This is a genomic window from Pantoea sp. SGAir0184, assembly GCF_043544755.1.
Genome location: NZ_CP028051.1, coordinates 447,863 through 466,425, shown reverse-complemented (window position 1 = coordinate 466,425; position 18,563 = coordinate 447,863). Strand labels below are relative to the sequence as shown.

The following is an 18,563-nucleotide window of genomic DNA, read 5'->3' as shown; positions in this document are numbered from 1 at the left end:
TTCCGGGCGGGATATGCACGCCAGATGTGGACAGTATCAGGAGAGAACGCGCAGCACCGGCTGCGCGTGGTCACGGGCTATTTCACTACCGGATGCTTCTCCTGCTGCAGCGCATTCATAAAGGTGTCGCTGAGATGCAGATGCTGACGCACCAGCGCCGGCGGCGTGCTGGCCAGCCACTGGTTGAGCGAAATATCCGCGTAATAATCGCTTTTAAACAGTTCCAGAAAGCGCAGCGGTTTATCACCCGTGTTTTCGATATAGTGACCCATGGCAAAGGGCACATAGCCGACATCACCGGCGCGGAAGTCAAACGTACGCGCCTGACCCGACGAGGCAAACACGCCCATCCGCCCCTGACCTTCCAGATAGTATTGCCATTCGTCGTTATTGGGATGCCAGTGCAGTTCGCGCATCGCGCCGGGAGCCAGTTCCACCAGCGCGGCGGCGATGGTTTTCGATACCGTAAAATTACTGGAATCAGTAATGCGTACCGTGCCGCCCGGCAGCGTCAACGGCTTCTGCGCCAGCATTTTATGCGAGAAGACCTGTTTCGATTTCACCCCGCCGTTCACCGCCGAAGCCGGCGCGCCGTCCGGTGCCTGCCCGGCAAAGATGTACTCCTCTTCCGGCGAGGGCAGCGCGTTAAACACCTCAGCCGGCACGCCAAAGTTTTTTGCCAGCACTTCGGGCGGGATATGTTTGAACCAGTCGCTGAGCAGAAAGGTACTGTCTTCATCGAAATTGCCATTGTCGAAGGCCAGCAGGAATTCGCAGCCGTCCGGCCCAAGGCCCTGAATTGAGTGCGGCACGCCCGGCGGGAAATACCATAAATCGCCCACGCCGACGTCATCGACAAACCAGCCACCTGCGGTATCCAGCGCGGTGATGCGCGCATTGCCGTACAGCATGTAGGCCCACTCGCCCTCTTTGTGCCAGTGCAGTTCGCGGATACCCCCCTTATCCAGCCGCATATCGACGCCAGCAATGGTGGTGGAAATGCCCAGTTCGCGCTGCGTCACCTGGCGCGTCCAGCCGCCGCTGCCCTTGCGCACGTGCGCATCGCTAAACGAAAAACGCAGGTTGGGTAATGTGCCGCTGTCGGTTGCTGGCGGATCGACCAGATCCGGATTCAGCGCTTCGCGCACCGGATCGTGCGGGCCAGGATCGCGCGGATGGTTGGGATCATTCGCCGGATAAGTCGCCACCTTGCCGTCGTGGGCATGGACCTTGCCGGCTGCCAGCGCCACGGTGCCACCAGCCGCGAAGGCCATAAAGCTTCTGCGAGATAAGTTTTCCAGTTTCATACCTGCTGTTTTCCTCAGTTTCTTATGGTTTGTGTCATGCCCCTTAACCATAATCAAACTGTGGCTTCCGCCAACCTTGTGTCACCGCTGAAATCAATAGAAAACCTTTATCATCGCGTAATCCCGCTCTTCACCCGCCTCACGCCATTTACGCTTCGTTGAGATCGCGTTGACGTTCAGGTTATATCAGCCGACAAATAAGGCACAAAGTGATTAAACCCCCTCCCTGATTAAGCAATTTTTTTAATGATAGCTCGCCGCAAAAGTTAATTTAATGTTACAAAAGCATCGCAATTGCAATAATTACCCGGCTACGTTTTTTCTCCGGCGAGACTTGGCCGTTCCGGGCGGAAACCCATGCCAATCAATCGGCCAAACAGATGGCGTAAAAACGGATAGCGGCTGATGAGCTGCGGAACCTTACTGGGCGTGGTGCGCGGGCGCTTGCCGCTGCTCATCTTGATCTGCAGGAATTGCGTCGCCACCGTCGGAAACTGCCGCCGCCGCTGCACGTTCTCCAAATCGCGCAGCGTGAGCGTGCCGTTTTGCAACGGCCGCGTCAGATAATTGGCGCTGGCCACCGCGTCCTGAATCGCCAGGTTCACGCCCACGCCGCCAATCGGTGACATCGCATGTGCGGCATCGCCAATGCACAGCACGCCGGGCTTCATCCATTTGTCCAGCCGATCGATACGGATGGATAACAGACTCAGCTGCTGCCACTCCTGCAGCTGCGCCATGCGCGCCACGCTGAACGGCGCAACCTCTGCCATGCGGTTTTTCAGCGCGTCGAGCCCGGCCTGCTTCAGCGCCTCGAATTCGCCTTTCTGAATGGTGAATCCACACTGCCAGTATTCGCCGCGGTCAATGACGATGAAGTTTTGCTTCGGCCCCTTGTGGCCCATCCCCAGCTCGGGGTCGTCCGGCTGTTTATCCAGCCGGAACCACACCACATCGCGTGGAGCACCAAAGCTTTTACCCACCAGCCCGGCTTTCTGCCGCACCGCCGAGCGACGGCCATCAGCGCCTATTACCAGCGGCGCGTGAATTTCGTGACCTTGTAACGTTTTCACACCTGCGATTACGCCATCCTGATAAAGAAAATCGTCAAAACCGGTGGATTGCAGCAGCGTGAAACCGGGATAGTGCGCCGCCTGGGCGGCGAGGAAAGTGAGGAAATCCCACTGCGGCATGAAGGCGATAAAACGGCAGCGCAACGGCAGACGGGAAAAATCGGCCATGGTGATCTCCTGCCCGCCCACTTCCGCCTGTAACTTTTCCGCGCGCTGATGCGGCAGCGCCAGCAGCGCGTCGAGCAGACCCAGCTGGTGCATGATCTCCAGGGTTGAGGGATGAATGGTGTCGCCGCGAAAATCGCGCAGAAAATCGGCGTGCTTCTCAATCACGACCGCGCGCAGGCCGGCGCGCGTCAGTAAATAGGCCAGCATCAAGCCGGCCGGACCGCCGCCGACGATACAGCAGTCGGCGTTTATCACCTGTGGAGACGGCATGATATCCTCATCAATCGCTATATATGATAATTGTTATCATTTATATAGCATCTGCGCGTCACCAGGGTGATGATAAATGCCGCAGTCAGACTAGTGGTTTGCTACCAGCCCCAGCGCAATCAGGCTGCGCGCGGTGGCAAGAATAGCCTCCTGCGGACTGCACGGGTGCCAGTTCAGTAACCAGCCGGCTTTAGCGGCGCTGACGTTCATATCAACGCCCAGCAGTTTTACCATTCCCGTCATCAGCGGATTTTGCGCTGCCGCCGCCCGCACCATGGCGTCACTCATTGGCTGCAGCGAAACTTTCTCTGCTTCTGATGCCAGATGGGTTTTGAGCGTGCGCGCCACCTCAATAAGCGGCAGGCTGTGCCCCGAACTGGCAAGGAAGCGCTGCCCCTGCGCGGCGGCGTGGGTCATCGCCAGCACGTGCAGGCTGGCAACGTCACGCACATCAACAAAACATGAGTTGATGTCAGGACAGCCTGGTTGCCCCTCCAGTAGCTCCTTCACAATGCGAATCGAATGTGAATAGTCGGCACCCAGCACCGGTCCCAGCACCGACACCGGGTTCACCGTGGCCAGTTCCAGACCGTTACCCTGCTCAGCGATAAACTGCCAGGCGGCGCGTTCCGCCAGGGTTTTCGATTTCTGATACGGCCACACATCGCCGCTGACATCGCTCCAGTCGCGCTCGGTAAAGGGGCGCGGATAGTCCGCTGGATGTCCGATACCGACCGCGCCAAACGCCGAGGTCAGCACCACACGTTTAACACCTGCATCGCGCGCGGCGCGCAATACGCGCAGATTTCCTTCAATCGCCGGATTCACCCAGTCAGCTTCGCTTACCTGGCTGCCGGTCGGGGTGGGAGAAGCGCCATGCAGCACGAAGCGACAGCCCGTTACTGCGTCTTCCCAGCCCGCGTCTGCCGTTAAATCGGCAACGACAAATTGCAGCGCCTCGCCTGCGGCCACCCCGGCCTGCAACAGATGCGCCCTGACTTCAGCTTCACGTTCGGCATCACGTAAGGTGGTTCGCACCCGATAGCCCTGCTGCAGCAGCGCAATAATGCAGTACTGAGCGATAAATCCGCTGCCGCCGGTAACCAGAACTTTGTCATTACTCATTTTTCTTCCTCATCACAATCATCGTTCATTCTATGCGCTCTACGGTAAGCGGCGGATGGCGGATTTTGAATGCTTGTAAATGCAGTTTACTTGCGTGATAGTACAGAAATGAGCCTTGATCCCTTTTCCGACATTCTGCGATTCGTTCGCGCTGAATCACTGCTGACCGGCGGTTTTACCGCGGGCGGACGCTGGGCGCTGCGTTTCCCTGCGCCCGATAAAATTAAATTCTTCGCCATTATCAAAGGCAGTTGCTGGGTCATACTGGAGGGCGAATCTGAACCGTTCCACTTTGCCACCGGCGACGTCGGCTTGCTGAGCGCTAAACGCGCCTTCGTGCTGGCCAGCCATCCGGACGAACCGCCGGTTGACGCCATGAGCGTGTTTTATGGCGCAGGGAAAGGTCATGCGCCGATTGGCAGCGGTGATGACTTTGTCCATATCGGTGGCCATGTACTGCTTGATCCTGCCAGTGGGCGTTTACTGACCCACGTATTACCTCCCTGGATTCAGGTGCCGGCGGCGTCACCGCAGGCGGCGTCATTCCGCTGGGTGCTGGATCAACTGGTGCAGGAAGGCCAGCATGTCCAGCCGGGATCGCAGCTGGCAACGGCCCAGCTGGCACAACTGCTGTTCATCCAGATTCTGCGGGCGCATTTGCAAACCAGCAGCACGCTGCCCGCCAGCTGGCTGCGGGCGCTGAGCGATACGCGATTGGCACCGGCGTTACAGCGGCTGCATGGCGATCCTGCGCGCAACTGGCATCTGGACGAACTGGCGCGTGCCTGTGCCATGTCGCGCACCCGTTTTGCCCAGTATTTTCGCCAGGTGGTCGGCATCACGCCGATAGCCTATCTGACGGCGTGGCGCATGCGGCTGGCAGAGCGTGCGTTGCAGGAGGAAAATGAGGCGGTGGCCGTGGTAGCGCAGACGCTGGGTTACGCCTCAGAGAGCGCCTTCAGCCATGCTTTTAAGCGTGAAACGGGTCAGTCACCCAATGCATTTCGCCGCGCCGTGCGGTTACAGCAGGCGCAGCGATAAAGCGCGCCGCGTTGCGCGGCGCCGGGCTTTACTTAATTTGTGAAGAGACGCGCCACATATCCACTCCGCCTTCGGTGGCGTAGCGATCAATCTCCGCCAGCTCCTGTGCCGTAAAGGTCAGGTTGTCCAGCGCGCGCAGGGAATCGCTTAACTGATCAACCGTGCGGGCACCAATCAGCGCAGAAGTGACCCGCTCATCACGCAGCGCCCAGGCGATCGCCATCTGCGCCAGCGTCTGACCGCGCGCTTCAGCAATCGCGTTGAGCGCGCGAATTTTTGCCAGGTTCTCTTCGCTGAGCATGGCAGAAAGACGCGGATCGCTGCCGCCGGCGCGCGCGCCCTGCGGTACGCCGTTGAGGTATTTACTGGTCAGCATGCCCTGTGCCAGCGGTGAAAAAGCAATGCAACCGCTGCCGAGCTCCGCCAGCGTATCGAGCAGCCCGTGCTCAATAGTGCGGTTTAGCATTGAGTAATTGGGCTGATGAATAAACAGCGGCACTTTCTCATCGGCCAGAATCGCAGCGGCCTGACGCGTTAGCTCTGGCGAATGGGAAGAGATGCCGACATACAGCGCCTTACCCTGACGATGCAGCTGTACCAGCGCGCCCATGGTTTCTTCCAGCGGCGTATTCGGATCGACGCGATGGCTGTAGAAGATATCGACATAATCCAGCCCCATGCGGCGCAGGCTGTTATCACAGCTGGCAATCAGATGTTTGCGGGTGCCGGTCGGGCCACCATACGGACCCGGCCACATATCCCAGCCGGCTTTGCTGGAGATAATCAGTTCATCACGATACGGGGCAAAATCCTGCGCCAGCCAGCGGCCAAAGTTTTCTTCAGCCGATCCCGCTGGCGGACCGTAGTTATTCGCCAGGTCGAAATGGGTAATGCCGTTATCAAACGCGTGGCGCAGGATCGCTCTGCCGGTTTCAAATACGTCAACGCCGCCAAAATTCTGCCATAGCCCCAGCGAGATCAGCGGCAGCACCAGGCCACTTTTGCCGGTTTTACGGTACTGCATGTTGGTCTGATAACGCGCTGGCGATGCAACATAACTCATAACAGATTCCTCTCATTAAATGCCGCCGTACAGGTGCACAGAAGACATTGTTCTGCCTTCCTGCAAAACCGCGCGGCGAACAGGCGATTGCCGGACAAATTTTTACCGCGTATCGTTAATCTGTAAAATTCATTATTGTGATTAAATTCATCTTTTATGGAGATAACTGATGGAATTGCGCCAGATGCGGCACTTTATCGCCGTGGCGGAACATGAAAATTTCACCCGCGCCGCACAGAGTATGCATATTGTGCAATCGGCCTTGTCCACCTCGATCAAACAGCTGGAGGAGGAACTGGGCACGCCGCTTTTTATCCGCTCCACTCGCCAGGTGCGCCTGACCATGGCCGGGAAAGTGTTTCTCGATTACGCCAGAACCATCGGCGCCTTTGTCGAAAAAGCATCGCAGGAAGTGGCGGCGATCGTGGCGCTTAAGACCGGAACCCTGTCGATTGGCACGGTGCAAAGCGTGCCGCCGTTTATCGATCTGCCGCAATTACTGGAAACCTTTATTCGTCGCTTTCCTGATTTTGACGTCAAGCTGTGCCAGGGATCATCGGCGAAGCTCAATGCAAAAGTGCACAATCAGCAGATCGATCTGGCGATTATGCCGGTGGAGGAAGTCTCCGACCGGCTGTCGTCGCGCATCATCGCCTGCGATGAAATCGTGGTAGCGTTTGCCGCCGATTATGCCGGGTTCACCGCGATGCAGCCGGACGTCACCATGGCACACCTGGCGCAGCAGTCGTTTATCGATTTCGAAGCCGGCCAGGGCACGCGCAAGGTGAATGACAATAGTTTTGCCCTGCAGGGGCTGAGCCGCAAAGTGACGTTTGAAGTGAGCGATCTGGAAACTTTGCTGAGTCTGGTGGAGCGCAATATGGGGATTGCCCTGCTGCCCGAACAGGTAGTGAAAGCGCGCAGCACGACGCTGCATTATTGCCGCATCAGCGACGTTGATATGTGCTGGGAATTGGCTGTGGCCTGGCTCAGCGATCGTCCCGGCAGTATGAACGTCTACGACCGGCCAGTGCAGGAGTTTATGGATATTCTGGGCAGCAGCGATTAGCGCCGGGGCGGGTATCGGTGCAGGATGACGGCGGCAGCGCTTGTTATGTTTTAACGAATCGACAGTCAGCCATGATTCGGTCGCCATCAATGGCGACCCTACCGGGAAATTGCACCCTCACTGTAGGGTGCGCATTAATGCGCACCGCTATTAATATCTGATTCAAGCCACTGTTTGTCAGGGATTATGTGGCTAAAAACCCGTGCCACTCGCACTCCCGCCTGTACAGAAGCGCTTTTGTTGTATAAGTTTAAGGGTGCTGTCGGGGAAACATTTCGCTCAGCAGGTCACACATTTCCGACAGAGGAAGAGCGACACTATCAGTCGTTGATTAGGCTTTGGTTTACCTGCACCAGGCAATGCTAAACGCAACGCGGATACTGAGAGCTTTTATGTATAGAAGTGAAGATGAAAAACTGGCCGACATTGTCATGGGCGATGCCGTGCTGCAATTGTTAAAACAAGCCGGACCGGTAACCACTCTCGCGCTGCTGGAAAAACTGCGCGCGATGGCGGCATCAGAAACCGATCCGGCCCGCCAGCGCGCGTTTCGCTATGCGATTGCTGAAGTGCAGAACAGCAAAAGTGCGCCTCAGGGCGAAGCAGTGGCGTTAAAAGGTAGCGATAACGTCACCCATATTTTTCGCAACCGTGATAATACGGGCAAAAACACCCGACATTAGCCCCGCTCTGCCCCTGTCTGCTTATCAATAACGTAACCGCCCGCTCATGCCTGCGCCCGACAGGTGACGGCTAGACAGCTGCACACTCTCCGGCTGCGGCTCATCAATTAACAGGGCGAGGAAGCTGTCGGCCCACCAGTGACAATCATAGCGGTGCAGATTATTCAGCAAGCGCGCATGACGGTTCTGACGATCGCTGAGCGGCAGCCGCAACGCCGTATGGATAGCATCCGCCATTGCATCAGGATCGTAAGGATTAACGATCAGCGCGCCATCCATCTGTTCGGCCGCACCCGCGAACTGCGACAGAATCAGCACGCCGGGATTCGCCGGATCCTGCAGCGCAGCATACATTTTCGCCATCAGGCTCATGCCCGCCATCAGTGGCGTCACCAGCGCCACCCGCGACGCGCGATACAGCCCGGCCAGCTCCTCACGGCGATAATCGTGGTTGAGATAGCTGACCGGATACCAGTTGAGCATACCGTGCACGCCATTAACCTCACCGCACAGATTTTCCAGATTGTGGCTGATTGCCTGCTGCCGGTGCGGGTGACCGCTGGCAGCAGAAGCCAGCTGCAATAACATCATGTTGCCCGCATAGTCGGGGTGATGGCGTAGCAGCACTTCCAGCGCGCTGATGCGATACGGCAGACCTGCGCTGTCGTCGAGATGACCGCCGCTCAGCACCGTGTTGGCCGGCAAATGTTCGCGGCTCTGCTGCTCCATATACTGGCAGCTGTTACTCTCGAGTAATGCCTGAACCTCAGCCAGATCGATCCCGACCGGAAACACGCCAGTGGTGATAATGTGACCGTGCACGCGCAGACGGTTCCTGCCTAAGCGTTCAGCGCGAAACTCGCTCTCCAGCCACAGCAGAAAGTTATTCATATCCTGCGCGGTCTGGAAGCCAATCAGGTCACAGCACAGCAGCGATTCTGCCAGGCTGCGCCAGTCAGGGATCGCTTCGAACAGCTGACCGGACGGAAACGGCTGATGTAAAAACAAACCGATGCGGTTAGTTAAGCCGGTATCACGCAGCATTTTCACCGTTGGGATGAAGTGATAATCCTGCAGCCAGATCACATCGTCCGGCATGGCATATTCAGCGATGGCGTGAGCATAAGCCGCATTCAGCTGGCGATAGGCCTGGAAGCTGGCGCTGGTGAAACGTGCCAGGTCCGGACGCTGGTGAAACACCGGCCACAACCCCTGATGTACGTAGCCGTGATAGCCCTCTTCGTATTCTGCGCGCGTCAGCGCAAACTGCAGCCTGTCGTATTCATTACCCTGCTGAAAGCTAAGCGTGCGCGCCGCTTCCTGCGCAGCGACGGTACGTTGTCCATCCCAGCAGACCCAGAGGCCACCGCGTCGCGCCATCAGGCGATCGTAAATGGCTGCCAGCGTGGAAGACTGATGCTGATTATGTGTGACCAGAATAGTGCCGGGCATGATATTTCCCTTTGAGGTTAAGGCGCGCCACAGTGCCGCCTGCTGCGCTGATTTAACCGCCGGCAATATAAAAAAGGCGTAAAGAAAACCTGCGCGGATATAAAAATCCGGCAAAGATCAGCGCCAGTGTGTGGAAATCAGCCCGGCGCCAAAGGGGAAAGGCTTGCAGCGATCAGTGACGGATGGCGCAGCCGCACTGCGACATTTCGCCAGGCACATATTTGCCGTGATGCGAATGGCGCACCTGCAACTCACCCTGCTGCCAGGCGCGGCTGTGGTCCGGACGCTGATCCAGCAGCCGGTTCAGGGCTTCCGTCACCAGTAAATCACGGCGCGGTGCCCAGCTGCTCAGGTGCCATGTGGAGCCGCGCGCCTCGTCAGCATCATCAAAGCCCACTACGGCGATATGCGCGCCCTGACCGAAGTCGCGCACGGCCTGCAGTGCGCCAAAGGCCAGCTCGTCGTATTCGCACATCAATGCATTGATGCGTTCTGCCGCACGGGTTTTCTTCAGGTAAGCCATCATCGTCTGATAAGCCTGCTCACGGTGAAGGGCACCGGCGTGCAGTGCTGCGTGCAGCGTCTTATCTTCCGCCTGCAGGCTGGCAATAAACCCCTGAACCTGGCGCGGCGGCGTGTCACTTGCCTGCACCTGCATAGCGCCCAAACGCTGGTGTCCCTGCGACAGCAGTAGTGCGCCAAGCTGCTGCCCGGCGTGATACGCATCGGCAACCACCACATCAGCGCCCGCGCTGTCGTTCGGGCACAGATGCACCGCGCGCAGCGATGGCAGCAGGTGCGCGGCGATCTCCTGCGCATCCCGACACGGCGAGCTCAGGAACAGCAGCCCACCCAGCGGCAGCGACGCCGCGTTCCGCAGCGCGGCCTGAAAATCCTCGCGCGTGGCGGCGCACAGCAGTACCGGCAGCCGATCACGCGCACTGAGCTGACGCGTGACTTCTTTGAGCATGTGCATACTGTGCGGATGACTGACATCGTCGCTGACGATGCCGATGAGCGGCGAATGGGCGGACATAACTGACCTCTCCTGCTACGTAGGGTACGGGAATAATTTTGACGTATTAGTATGAAATTCCACGTTACCCGAATAATCAGATATCGCCAATCGGTGGATGCGAAGGATTGCTGCGCTCCCCCTTCACCCGGTGCGTGTTGACGGCGGCAAAATGCGCAGCCGCTGCACCGGACGCCCGGTGAGCTTCGTTTTACGTTACACTGACGCCACGAATATTTTGCTAGCGGAAAATTTATGCGCATCACCCTCGATCAGGCCGATCAGCCTTTTATTCACCGCTTACTGGGCGAAGAGATCGCCAGTATCGATTCCCCGTCTGACGAACAACTGCGCCTGCGACAGGCGTTGCAGGATGCGCGGTTACAGAGAAATCATGAAGCAGAGCTCGACTGGAAACGCAACGCGCTCTATCTGCTGCTGTTTGTGTTCCTGTATGGCGCACTGGGCTGCTCGCTGACGCTGGATTTGAGCGCGGTCGCACAAGCATCGAGCCATAAAAGCATTGCCTATGCGCTGGAAGCGGTACCGGTCCTGATCGCCTTCTCTGGTCTGTTCCTGTCGCTGCTGTTTCTGTTCGCCGCGCGCGGCAGCGCACGCCGCCTGCACAACTGGGATCACACTATCGTGCTGCTGGAAAAATACAGCGGCTGCAACCTGAGTCTGCAGATTAATGAAATGGGGACGCGCACCACGCATTACTCGCAGTCGGCGATTACCGTGGCGCTGGCGATGTTTATCTGCCTCACCTGGGTGGTGATGTACAACTACTTCACCTTTACCACCAGCGGCGTGATTGGCAGTGTCATCTCGCTGTTTATTACCACTATGACCTACGTGATTCTGGATATTCAGCTGCTGAAATCCGGCAAATCGATCGCTATCGATGAGCCGGTGATTCCGCCAGAAGATGAGGTTGAGAAACGCCGTTAATCGACAGACCGGCGCGGCGTAAGGTTTTCCGCCGCGCCGGTTTCGCTATCCTTATCTATACTTCAGACAGGATTTCGAGAGATATAAAGGAGTTGCGATGAAAATCTGGCCGTTAGTCGCCATCACGGCACTGTCTGTTACCCTGGTCGCCTGTAAATCCCCGACGCCACCTAAAGGGGTGCAGCCCATCACCCACTTTAATGCCGATCGCTATCTCGGCACCTGGTATGAAATTGCCCGCCTCGATCACCGTTTCGAACGCGGTAAAGATCATGTGACCGCCACCTACAGCAAACGCAGCGACGGCGGTATCAGCGTGCTGAATCGCGGTTACGATCCGGAGAAAAAAGCGTGGAGCGAGAGCGAAGGCAAAGCTTACTTCACCGGCAAACCTGACGTCGCCGCGCTAAAGGTCTCGTTCTTCGGGCCTTTTTATGGCGGTTATAACGTGATTGCGCTGGATGAAGATTATCAGTATGCACTGGTCGCCGGGCCGAACCGGGGGTATCTGTGGATTCTGTCGCGTCAGCCCACCATTCCGGCTGAAGTCAAACAACGCTATCTCGCCTATGCCCAGCGACTGGGCTTCGCAACCGATCAACTGATTTGGGTTAATCAGTCACGATAAGAGGGTGCAACGCTGGGTGATGCCTCCGGGGCGACAGCTATCATGCTGGCGGTAAACGAAGGTTTGCCTCCTCCACCAATCCATTTAACATCTAATGATAAAAAGGTTTTCATGATTTTCACGACGACACCGCGACTCATTATCCGTACATTCGAAGACAAAGATGCGCCTGCACTTTTTGATTACCTGTCTTTACCTCGCACACCTTGTTTTCAGGAGGAGAAACTTGACTCTCTCGCAGAGGCATCAGAAGAGGTTAATAGACGATCGAGTGATACAAGCCAGTTTGCTGTCTGCCTGAAAGAAACTGATGAATTGATTGGTCATCTTTTTGCCGATAATAGTGAAGAGGTTGACACTAACACCTGGTCAGTAGGATGGCATTTTAATAAGCGGTACGAAGGCAAAGGTTATGCGACAGAATCCGTCGCGGCACTATTTCAGTACCTATTTTCTGACAAAGAAGCCAGACGTCTTTATGCCTACGTGGAAGACTACAATTTAGCTTCTCAGAAGCTTTGTGCTCGCCTTGGTATGCGTCAGGAGGGCTGTTTCAAAGAATTTGTCGCTTTCGCACGGGATGATGATAAAAAGCAATATGACGATACCTTGATTTTTGCACTGCTCAAAAAAGAGTGGAAGCCGTTGATTGCATAAACACTTTACGTCAGCTCCTCGCTCATAGCGGACATGGGCCTGGGCACCGTCCGCTTTATGCAAAAGGCAAACATCTCAACACAATCAGGTTTTCATTCAATGCGTTACACATCAGGATGATGCTCAATTGCAGCTTCATGAAAGATATCACCCAGCCAGCCTGCAATTTCGTCTTCTGGCATATCATCTGGAATAGCGATATCGAACATTCGCGAAAATTTCCTTTCTGTCACGTCGGCGCGAAATACCTGCCAGGCATCCTCCTTGCGCAGAACGCCAATGTGCCGGCCAAAAACGTCAAAAATCAGCATATTCACTCTCCTGTGATATCAATCAGACTCTGACGCCTACTATACCAACGCTGATACAAATCGCTGGAAAAAGCCGCACTCCGCCACTATTATCGGCTGACTTATTCACCTGCTGATAACTAAGGAGGATCTCTATGCCGTCGTGTGAACTGTTTGTTTACTCACACTTCTATGGTGACTGGACCCGCTCAGGTTTTACCGCACTCGTGCTGCGATAATCCGCCTGAGCGAAGTTCTGACAATCTAATCCCTTCTCTCCGGCTTACCGGGTTGTCGTCAGCGAAATTCTGACGTCAGGCTTTTTTGCGCCTGCAACTTGAGAGTAAGTAGATGAGCACACTCCTTTCCGCACATGCCGTCGGCTTCGACAATGCCTTTGGCCCGCTTTTCCATTCCCTGGATTTCAGCCTGAAAAAAGGCGACCGCATCGGCCTGATTGGCGACAACGGCAGCGGTAAAAGTACCCTGCTGAAAATTCTCAGCGGAGAACTGGCCGCCAGTCACGGCAGCGTCACGCCAGCCAGCCACTGTCTGCTGGCGCGCATTGAACAACACCTGCCGGAAACGTTACTTGAGGCCTCATTGCTGGATGGCGTGATCGCCCGGCTGCCCGCAGCACAGCGCAGCAGCGAGCGCTGGCGTGCCGAGGCGCTGCTGCATACGCTGGGTTTCAGCACAGCGCAGCAGTCACAAACCGCGGCGACGCTGAGCGGCGGACAGCATATGCGGCTGTTGCTGGCGCGCGCGCTGATTCTGCAGCCCGATTTACTGTTGCTGGACGAACCGGGTAACCATCTCGACCTGCCGACCCTGCTGTGGCTGGAGAATTTTCTGATCGGCTGGCAGGGCAGCTTTGTACTGGTATCCCACGACAGCGCACTGCTGGACCGAGTCACCAACTGCAGCGCAATTCTGCGCGATCGCACGCTGCATGTTTTCCGTCTGCCCTGCACGGCCGCCCGCGAGGCGCTGGCGCAGCAGGATGAGGCGGATGCGCAGCGCCACCAGGCACAGCAGCAGGAGATCGCCCGGGTTGAGAGCAGCGCAAAACGGCTGGCGATCTGGGGGCGGACCTATGACAACGAAGGTCTGGCGCGTAAAGCAAAACAGATGGAGAAGCGCATCGACTGGCTGAAAGCCGCGCAGACCACGCTCAGCGCCGGCAGTCCGTGGCAGCTGCAGTTACAGGGCGAAGCGCTGCAGGCGGATCGCGTGCTGGCGCTGCCGCCGATGTCGATTCAGCCTGCTGCCGGGGCGCCGACCCTTTTTTCCCTGCCCGCGCTGCAGGTGAAAAGTGGCGATCGCATCGCGATTGTCGGCCACAACGGCTGCGGCAAATCCTCACTGCTGCGCCAGCTGTGGCACAGCTGGCAGCAAGGCGACAGCCCGCTGTTTCATCCGCGCGCCCGCGTCGGCTATTACGACCAGAGCCTGCAACAGTTGCGTGACGACCAGACGTTAAGCGCGGCGCTACACGGTTTCGCTGCGCTGAGCGATGAGCAGTGCAAAATGGCGCTGATTAGCGCAGGCTTTCCCTGGCTGCGCCATCAGCAGAAGGTTGCCTCACTCAGCGGTGGTGAGCGCTCGCGCCTGCTGTTTGTCGGCCTGACGCTGGCGCGCTACTCGCTGCTGCTGCTGGATGAACCGACCAACCATCTGGATATGACAGGCAAAGAGGAGCTGGCGCAGGCGCTGCAGCAGTTCGCCGGCGCGGTGCTGCTGGTGTCTCACGACCGCAGCCTGATCGCCAGCAGCTGCAATCGCTTCTGGCTGATTGAACAGCAGCAGCTGAGCGAGTGGCACGACTGGCCGCAGGTGACCGCCAGGCTGGCCACCGCCCATGTGCCAGTCGATCACCCGCTTGCCGCTGCCGCCGTCGATGACCGCCCGGGCGATGAAGATGCGCTGTTGCAGGCGCTGCTGGTGCTGGAAGAAAAGCTGCAGCAGGACGAAGCGCGTAAGGCAAAGCATCAGAAACCGGCGCAGCAGCAGCAGTGGCGCAGGGAGATTGCGCAGCTGAAGCAACAGCTGAATCTGCTCTAAACGGATTGACTGACGGGGTATCGCTAACCCACAACCTGCGCCAGGGATGGCGCACTCCCCTGCGGCTGACAAAATTCCGCAGAATTTTTCTCCAGTTTGTCCCGCTTAGTGATTATTATTCTCGCTAAATTTAAGGGACGATGATGCACACAATGACGAAAAAATGGCTGTTTGCCGCGCTGACCGCGCTGGTGATGATTCTGGTTCTCTGGGCATATTCGGCGTCACGCAGTAAACCCAATCCGCTGATGACCGCCGCGGTGCGCCAGGGCGACATCGAAAACGTGATTGCCGCCACCGGCAAAATGGACGCGATTGAGCGCGTTAACGTCGGTGCGCAGGTCTCCGGTCAGGTGAAAAAGCTGTATATCAAAGCCGGCGACAACGTGCGTAAGGGCCAGCTGATCGCGGAGATCGATGATCAGCCGCAGCGCAGCGATCTGCGTAATGCGCAGGCGGCGCTGAGCGTGGCGCAGGCGGATTTACAGACCCGTCAGGCTACGCTGGTACGCCAGCAGGCACAGTTTCAGCGCCTGCAGCAGATGATTAAAACCAACGCCGTTTCCCGCCAGGATTTTGATACCGCCGCCGAAGCGTGGCGCATCGCCCAGGCAGAGCTGACGGCGCAGCAGGCGCGGGTGATTCAGGCGCAGATCGAAGTGGATAAAAAGCAGCTCGATCTCGGCTACACGCGCATCATGGCACCGATTGACGGCACGGTGGTGGCGATCGTCACGAAGCAGGGCCAGACCGTAAACGCCGTACAGAGCGCCCCGACCATCGCCAAACTGGCGCAGCTCGGCACCATGACCATCAAAGTGCAAATCTCCGAGGCGGACATTACCAATATTCAGCCCGGCCAGCAGGCGTGGTTTACCACCTTCGCCAATCCGGATAAACGCTACAACGCCACGCTGCGCAGCATCGAACTGGCCCCTGAGTCGGTGATGAAAGATGATGCGCTGATGGGCAACAGCGAAAGCAATACCGTGAGCAGCACGAACGCGGCGGTGTATTACAACGCCCTGCTTGATGTGCCGAACCCGGATAATGCGCTGCGCATCTCCATGACGGCGCAGGTTAATCTGCTGCGTGACCAGGCGAAAAACGCGCTGCTGGTGCCGGTACAGGCCACGAAAAAGGCCAGCGATGGTCGTACTTACGTCGAAATCGCGGATCAAAATAATCAGCCAGAGAAGCGCTACATCACCACCGGCATCAGCGACAGCGTTGACATTCAGGTGCTGAGCGGGCTGCGCTTAGGGGAAAAAGTGATCCTTGCCACGCAGCAGCCGGGCGCGGACAAGGTGGTGATGTGAATATCATCGAACTGCACAACATTCAGCGCAGCTACGTCAATGGTTCCCAATCCCTGCAGGTGCTGAAAAACATTAATCTGCAGATTGCCAGCGGCGAAATGGTGGCGATCATCGGCCCCTCGGGCTCAGGCAAATCCACGTTGCTGAACATTCTTGGCTGCCTTGATGCGCCGGACAGCGGTGATTACCTGATTGGCGGCAAAAATACCGCCACGCTCTCGCCCGATGCGCTGGCGCAAGTGCGGCGCGAGCACATCGGCTTTATCTTTCAGCGCTATCACCTGATGCCAGATCTCAGCGCGCTGAGCAACGTTGAAATACCGGCGATTTACGCCAATTTATCCGGCACCGCACGCCGTCAGCGCGCCGCACAGCTGCTGGCACGGCTCGGATTACAGGGGCGCGAACAGCATAAGCCGGGCGAGCTGTCAGGCGGCCAGCAGCAGCGTGTCAGTATTGCGCGTGCACTGATCAACGGTGCCGAAATTATCCTCGCCGATGAGCCCACCGGCGCGCTCGATTCGCACTCCGGTGAAGAAGTGCTGCGCATCCTAAGCGAACTGAACCGCGAAGGTCACACGGTGATTATCGTTACCCACGATATGAAAGTGGCGCAGCACGCGGAACGCATTATCGAAATTCAGGACGGCGAGATTTTTGCCGACAGCGGCAGCGCTGCCACGGCCGCAAAAACGTGCTTTACGCCAGCGCCACGCAAGCGGCAAAGCAGATTCCGCGGTCTGCTTGACCGGCTGCGCGAATCATTGCGCATGGCGCTGAATGCCATGAACGCCCACCGCCTGCGCACCGCACTAACTATGACCGGCATTATCTTTGGCATTGCCGCCGTCGTCACCGTGGTGGCGCTGGGCCAGGGCGCGCGGGAAAAAACGCTGGAGAGCATTTCCGGACTGGGTACCAATGTGGTTTCTATCTATGCCGGGGGCGATTATGTCGAGGACGATGCGCATCCGGTACAAACCCTGGTGATGGCCGATGCCGATGTGATTGCGCGCCAGCAGTTTGTCGCCGCCGTCAGTCCGGAGATCATCGCCACACAGCCCATTCGCTACCTGGCCAACGCCTCCAAAACTTCAGTTTCCGGCGTAGGCGTCGACTATTTTCGCATTCAGGGCATTAAGCTGGTGGAAGGCAGCAACTTCAGCGATGAGCGGCACGCGCGCCAGGAAGTCATTATTGATATCAACACACGCAATAAATTATTTGGCGAACAGGGCCCGAGCCCGATTGGCAAAATGATTGTGCTGGGATCGGTGCCGGTGCGGGTTATTGGCGTGGCCAACAATGAAGATGGGCTTTCGCCCAACCGTCTCAGCGTCTGGCTGCCGTGGAGCACGGTGATGTATCGCATCAGCGGTCAGACCGCGCTCACCAGCATAAGCATCAAACTTAAAGATGATGTGGTGAGCGGTGCGGCGGTGGAATCGCTCACCCAGCTGCTGACGGCGCGCCACGGCACCAAAGATTTCCTGATGTTCAACCGGGACAAGTATCGTAAAGCGATAGAAGGTGCGGCGGCCACGCTGACGCTGCTGATTTTACTGGTGGCTTCGATTGCGCTCATGATCGGCAGTATTGGCGTAATGAACATCATGCTGGTGTCGGTGACCGAACGCACCCACGAGATTGGTGTGCGCATGGCGGTGGGTGCGCGACGCGGCGACATTATGCAGCAATTTATGATTGAAGCCGTGCTGGTGTGCCTGGTGGGCGGATCGCTCGGTGTGGCGCTGTCTCTGGTGATAGGTCCGGTCATTTCACTGCTGGCTGGCGGCGTGCTGACCGCCATCTACTCATGGCAATCGGCTGGCGCAGCGTTTGCCTGCTCAACCATTATCGGCATGATATTTGGTTATCTGCCCGCGCGCAAAGCCGCACGAATGGATCCGGTCGCCGCGCTCGCCAGCGAATAAATCAACAACCGGACCGGCACATTATTCATGCTGGTCCGGCCATTTCAGGTCTAATCCGAAAGTCATTAAATCAATTAGCCCCGCAGGTCATCATCGGCGTAGACTGAACGCGTCTCTAATTTAGACACATCACCGATTATCTATTCGATGGCTATCACTCGCCCGAGAGTAAGTTATGTTAGAACCGCACTATTTTTATTTATGTCACGATCCGGACGCCGGCTGGGTATTGCATAAAAAAGGCTGTTACGTACTGGAATTTGAGGAAGAGAAGCGCTTTATCGGCTCTTTGTATACTGTGCATCAGGCGCTGACGGTAGCGCGTATCCACCATCCGCAAATAGCCTGTTGCCGCGACTGCCTGCTGGACAAAGGCCGGTCGAAAAGAACGCCGGTTAATAAAGAGAAAAATCTGATTCCCTCTCGCCATTTTGACGACGACGCGAAAAAATAA

General features: G+C 57.2%; 17 protein-coding genes. 10 read left to right on the top strand and 7 right to left on the bottom strand.

Annotated features, from left to right (window positions below):
• Window positions 1-77 precede the first annotated feature (77 nt).
• The 3 genes from C1N60_RS22295 to C1N60_RS22285 form a co-directional block, all read right to left on the bottom strand.
• Window positions 78-1,274 (bottom strand): cupin domain-containing protein, encoded by a 1,197-nt coding sequence (locus C1N60_RS22295; RefSeq protein WP_058775975.1) that lies wholly within the window; start codon window positions 1,272-1,274, stop codon window positions 78-80.
• Between the two features lie 344 nt (window positions 1,275-1,618).
• The gene (locus C1N60_RS22290; protein ID WP_394521819.1) at window positions 1,619-2,818 is read right to left on the bottom strand and encodes an FAD-dependent oxidoreductase; all 1,200 of its coding nucleotides are present in this window, start codon (window positions 2,816-2,818) and stop codon (window positions 1,619-1,621) included.
• Between the two features lie 90 nt (window positions 2,819-2,908).
• Complete coding sequence (locus tag C1N60_RS22285; protein ID WP_394521818.1) at window positions 2,909-3,943, bottom strand: SDR family oxidoreductase; 1,035 nt, start codon at window positions 3,941-3,943, stop codon at window positions 2,909-2,911.
• Between the two features lie 69 nt (window positions 3,944-4,012).
• On the opposite strand from C1N60_RS22285, the gene C1N60_RS22280 reads away from it, so the two are divergent.
• Window positions 4,013-4,984, top strand: coding sequence for an AraC family transcriptional regulator (locus C1N60_RS22280; RefSeq protein ID WP_394521817.1), 972 nt, complete (start codon window positions 4,013-4,015; stop codon window positions 4,982-4,984).
• A 28-nt stretch (window positions 4,985-5,012) separates the two neighbouring features.
• On the opposite strand, the gene mgrA is transcribed toward C1N60_RS22280, so the two are convergent.
• The gene (gene mgrA, locus C1N60_RS22275; protein ID WP_394521816.1) at window positions 5,013-6,047 is read right to left on the bottom strand and encodes an L-glyceraldehyde 3-phosphate reductase; all 1,035 of its coding nucleotides are present in this window, start codon (window positions 6,045-6,047) and stop codon (window positions 5,013-5,015) included.
• 169 nt (window positions 6,048-6,216) lie between these two features.
• Between mgrA and C1N60_RS22270 the strand changes: the two genes are divergently transcribed.
• Together C1N60_RS22270 and C1N60_RS22265 are read left to right on the top strand one after the other, a co-directional pair.
• On the top strand, window positions 6,217-7,116 hold the full coding sequence (locus tag C1N60_RS22270; protein ID WP_394521815.1) for a LysR family transcriptional regulator: 900 nt from the start codon (window positions 6,217-6,219) through the stop codon (window positions 7,114-7,116).
• A gap of 392 nt (window positions 7,117-7,508) precedes the next feature.
• Window positions 7,509-7,799: a hypothetical protein gene (locus C1N60_RS22265; RefSeq protein ID WP_021508990.1), complete on the top strand. Its 291-nt coding sequence runs from the start codon at window positions 7,509-7,511 to the stop codon at window positions 7,797-7,799.
• 24 nt (window positions 7,800-7,823) lie between these two features.
• On the opposite strand, the gene C1N60_RS22260 is transcribed toward C1N60_RS22265, so the two are convergent.
• Together C1N60_RS22260 and C1N60_RS22255 are read right to left on the bottom strand one after the other, a co-directional pair.
• Window positions 7,824-9,251, bottom strand: coding sequence for an alpha,alpha-trehalose-phosphate synthase (UDP-forming) (locus C1N60_RS22260; protein WP_394521814.1), 1,428 nt, complete (start codon window positions 9,249-9,251; stop codon window positions 7,824-7,826).
• Window positions 9,252-9,423: 172 nt separating this feature from the next.
• Complete coding sequence (locus C1N60_RS22255) at window positions 9,424-10,287, bottom strand: substrate-binding domain-containing protein (RefSeq protein ID WP_394521813.1); 864 nt, start codon at window positions 10,285-10,287, stop codon at window positions 9,424-9,426.
• A gap of 234 nt (window positions 10,288-10,521) precedes the next feature.
• On the opposite strand from C1N60_RS22255, the gene C1N60_RS22250 reads away from it, so the two are divergent.
• From C1N60_RS22250 to C1N60_RS22240, 3 genes are all read left to right on the top strand, one after another.
• Window positions 10,522-11,217 carry a RipA family octameric membrane protein gene (locus tag C1N60_RS22250; RefSeq protein ID WP_394521812.1) on the top strand — a complete coding sequence of 232 codons (696 nt, stop codon included), beginning with the start codon at window positions 10,522-10,524 and terminating at the stop codon, window positions 11,215-11,217.
• Window positions 11,218-11,314: 97 nt separating this feature from the next.
• Entirely contained in the window at window positions 11,315-11,845 is a 531-nt protein-coding gene (gene blc / locus C1N60_RS22245; protein WP_058775967.1) for an outer membrane lipoprotein Blc, read from the top strand.
• 111 nt (window positions 11,846-11,956) lie between these two features.
• The gene (locus C1N60_RS22240) at window positions 11,957-12,502 is read left to right on the top strand and encodes a GNAT family N-acetyltransferase (protein ID WP_141496117.1); all 546 of its coding nucleotides are present in this window, start codon (window positions 11,957-11,959) and stop codon (window positions 12,500-12,502) included.
• Between the two features lie 104 nt (window positions 12,503-12,606).
• On the opposite strand, the gene C1N60_RS22235 is transcribed toward C1N60_RS22240, so the two are convergent.
• Window positions 12,607-12,813 (bottom strand): DUF7661 family protein, encoded by a 207-nt coding sequence (locus tag C1N60_RS22235; RefSeq protein ID WP_394521811.1) that lies wholly within the window; start codon window positions 12,811-12,813, stop codon window positions 12,607-12,609.
• A 330-nt stretch (window positions 12,814-13,143) separates the two neighbouring features.
• On the opposite strand from C1N60_RS22235, the gene C1N60_RS22230 reads away from it, so the two are divergent.
• From C1N60_RS22230 to C1N60_RS22215, 4 genes are all read left to right on the top strand, one after another.
• Window positions 13,144-14,856 carry an ABC-F family ATP-binding cassette domain-containing protein gene (locus C1N60_RS22230; RefSeq protein WP_394521810.1) on the top strand — a complete coding sequence of 571 codons (1,713 nt, stop codon included), beginning with the start codon at window positions 13,144-13,146 and terminating at the stop codon, window positions 14,854-14,856.
• Window positions 14,857-14,999: 143 nt separating this feature from the next.
• The gene (locus C1N60_RS22225; protein ID WP_127835113.1) at window positions 15,000-16,175 is read left to right on the top strand and encodes an efflux RND transporter periplasmic adaptor subunit; all 1,176 of its coding nucleotides are present in this window, start codon (window positions 15,000-15,002) and stop codon (window positions 16,173-16,175) included.
• Window positions 16,172-18,109: a MacB family efflux pump subunit gene (locus C1N60_RS22220; RefSeq protein WP_394521809.1), complete on the top strand. Its 1,938-nt coding sequence runs from the start codon at window positions 16,172-16,174 to the stop codon at window positions 18,107-18,109. Before C1N60_RS22225 ends, C1N60_RS22220 begins: the two co-directional genes overlap by 4 nt.
• 175 nt (window positions 18,110-18,284) lie before the next feature.
• Window positions 18,285-18,563, top strand: coding sequence for a hypothetical protein (locus tag C1N60_RS22215; RefSeq protein ID WP_058770289.1), 279 nt, complete (start codon window positions 18,285-18,287; stop codon window positions 18,561-18,563).

Coding starts and splice junctions, on each gene's coding strand:
- C1N60_RS22295 (WP_058775975.1), bottom strand. CDS start 1,274: ATGGCCTTCGCGGCTGGTGGCACCGTGGCGCTGGCAGCCGGCAAGGTC.
- C1N60_RS22290 (WP_394521819.1), bottom strand. CDS start 2,818: ATGCCGTCTCCACAGGTGATAAACGCCGACTGCTGTATCGTCGGCGGC.
- C1N60_RS22285 (WP_394521818.1), bottom strand. CDS start 3,943: ATGAGTAATGACAAAGTTCTGGTTACCGGCGGCAGCGGATTTATCGCT.
- C1N60_RS22280 (WP_394521817.1), top strand. CDS start 4,013: ATGCTTGTAAATGCAGTTTACTTGCGTGATAGTACAGAAATGAGCCTT.
- mgrA (WP_394521816.1), bottom strand. CDS start 6,047: ATGAGTTATGTTGCATCGCCAGCGCGTTATCAGACCAACATGCAGTAC.
- C1N60_RS22270 (WP_394521815.1), top strand. CDS start 6,217: ATGGAATTGCGCCAGATGCGGCACTTTATCGCCGTGGCGGAACATGAA.
- C1N60_RS22265 (WP_021508990.1), top strand. CDS start 7,509: ATGTATAGAAGTGAAGATGAAAAACTGGCCGACATTGTCATGGGCGAT.
- C1N60_RS22260 (WP_394521814.1), bottom strand. CDS start 9,251: ATGCCCGGCACTATTCTGGTCACACATAATCAGCATCAGTCTTCCACG.
- C1N60_RS22255 (WP_394521813.1), bottom strand. CDS start 10,287: ATGTCCGCCCATTCGCCGCTCATCGGCATCGTCAGCGACGATGTCAGT.
- C1N60_RS22250 (WP_394521812.1), top strand. CDS start 10,522: ATGCGCATCACCCTCGATCAGGCCGATCAGCCTTTTATTCACCGCTTA.
- blc (WP_058775967.1), top strand. CDS start 11,315: ATGAAAATCTGGCCGTTAGTCGCCATCACGGCACTGTCTGTTACCCTG.
- C1N60_RS22240 (WP_141496117.1), top strand. CDS start 11,957: ATGATTTTCACGACGACACCGCGACTCATTATCCGTACATTCGAAGAC.
- C1N60_RS22235 (WP_394521811.1), bottom strand. CDS start 12,813: ATGCTGATTTTTGACGTTTTTGGCCGGCACATTGGCGTTCTGCGCAAG.
- C1N60_RS22230 (WP_394521810.1), top strand. CDS start 13,144: ATGAGCACACTCCTTTCCGCACATGCCGTCGGCTTCGACAATGCCTTT.
- C1N60_RS22225 (WP_127835113.1), top strand. CDS start 15,000: ATGCACACAATGACGAAAAAATGGCTGTTTGCCGCGCTGACCGCGCTG.
- C1N60_RS22215 (WP_058770289.1), top strand. CDS start 18,285: ATGTTAGAACCGCACTATTTTTATTTATGTCACGATCCGGACGCCGGC.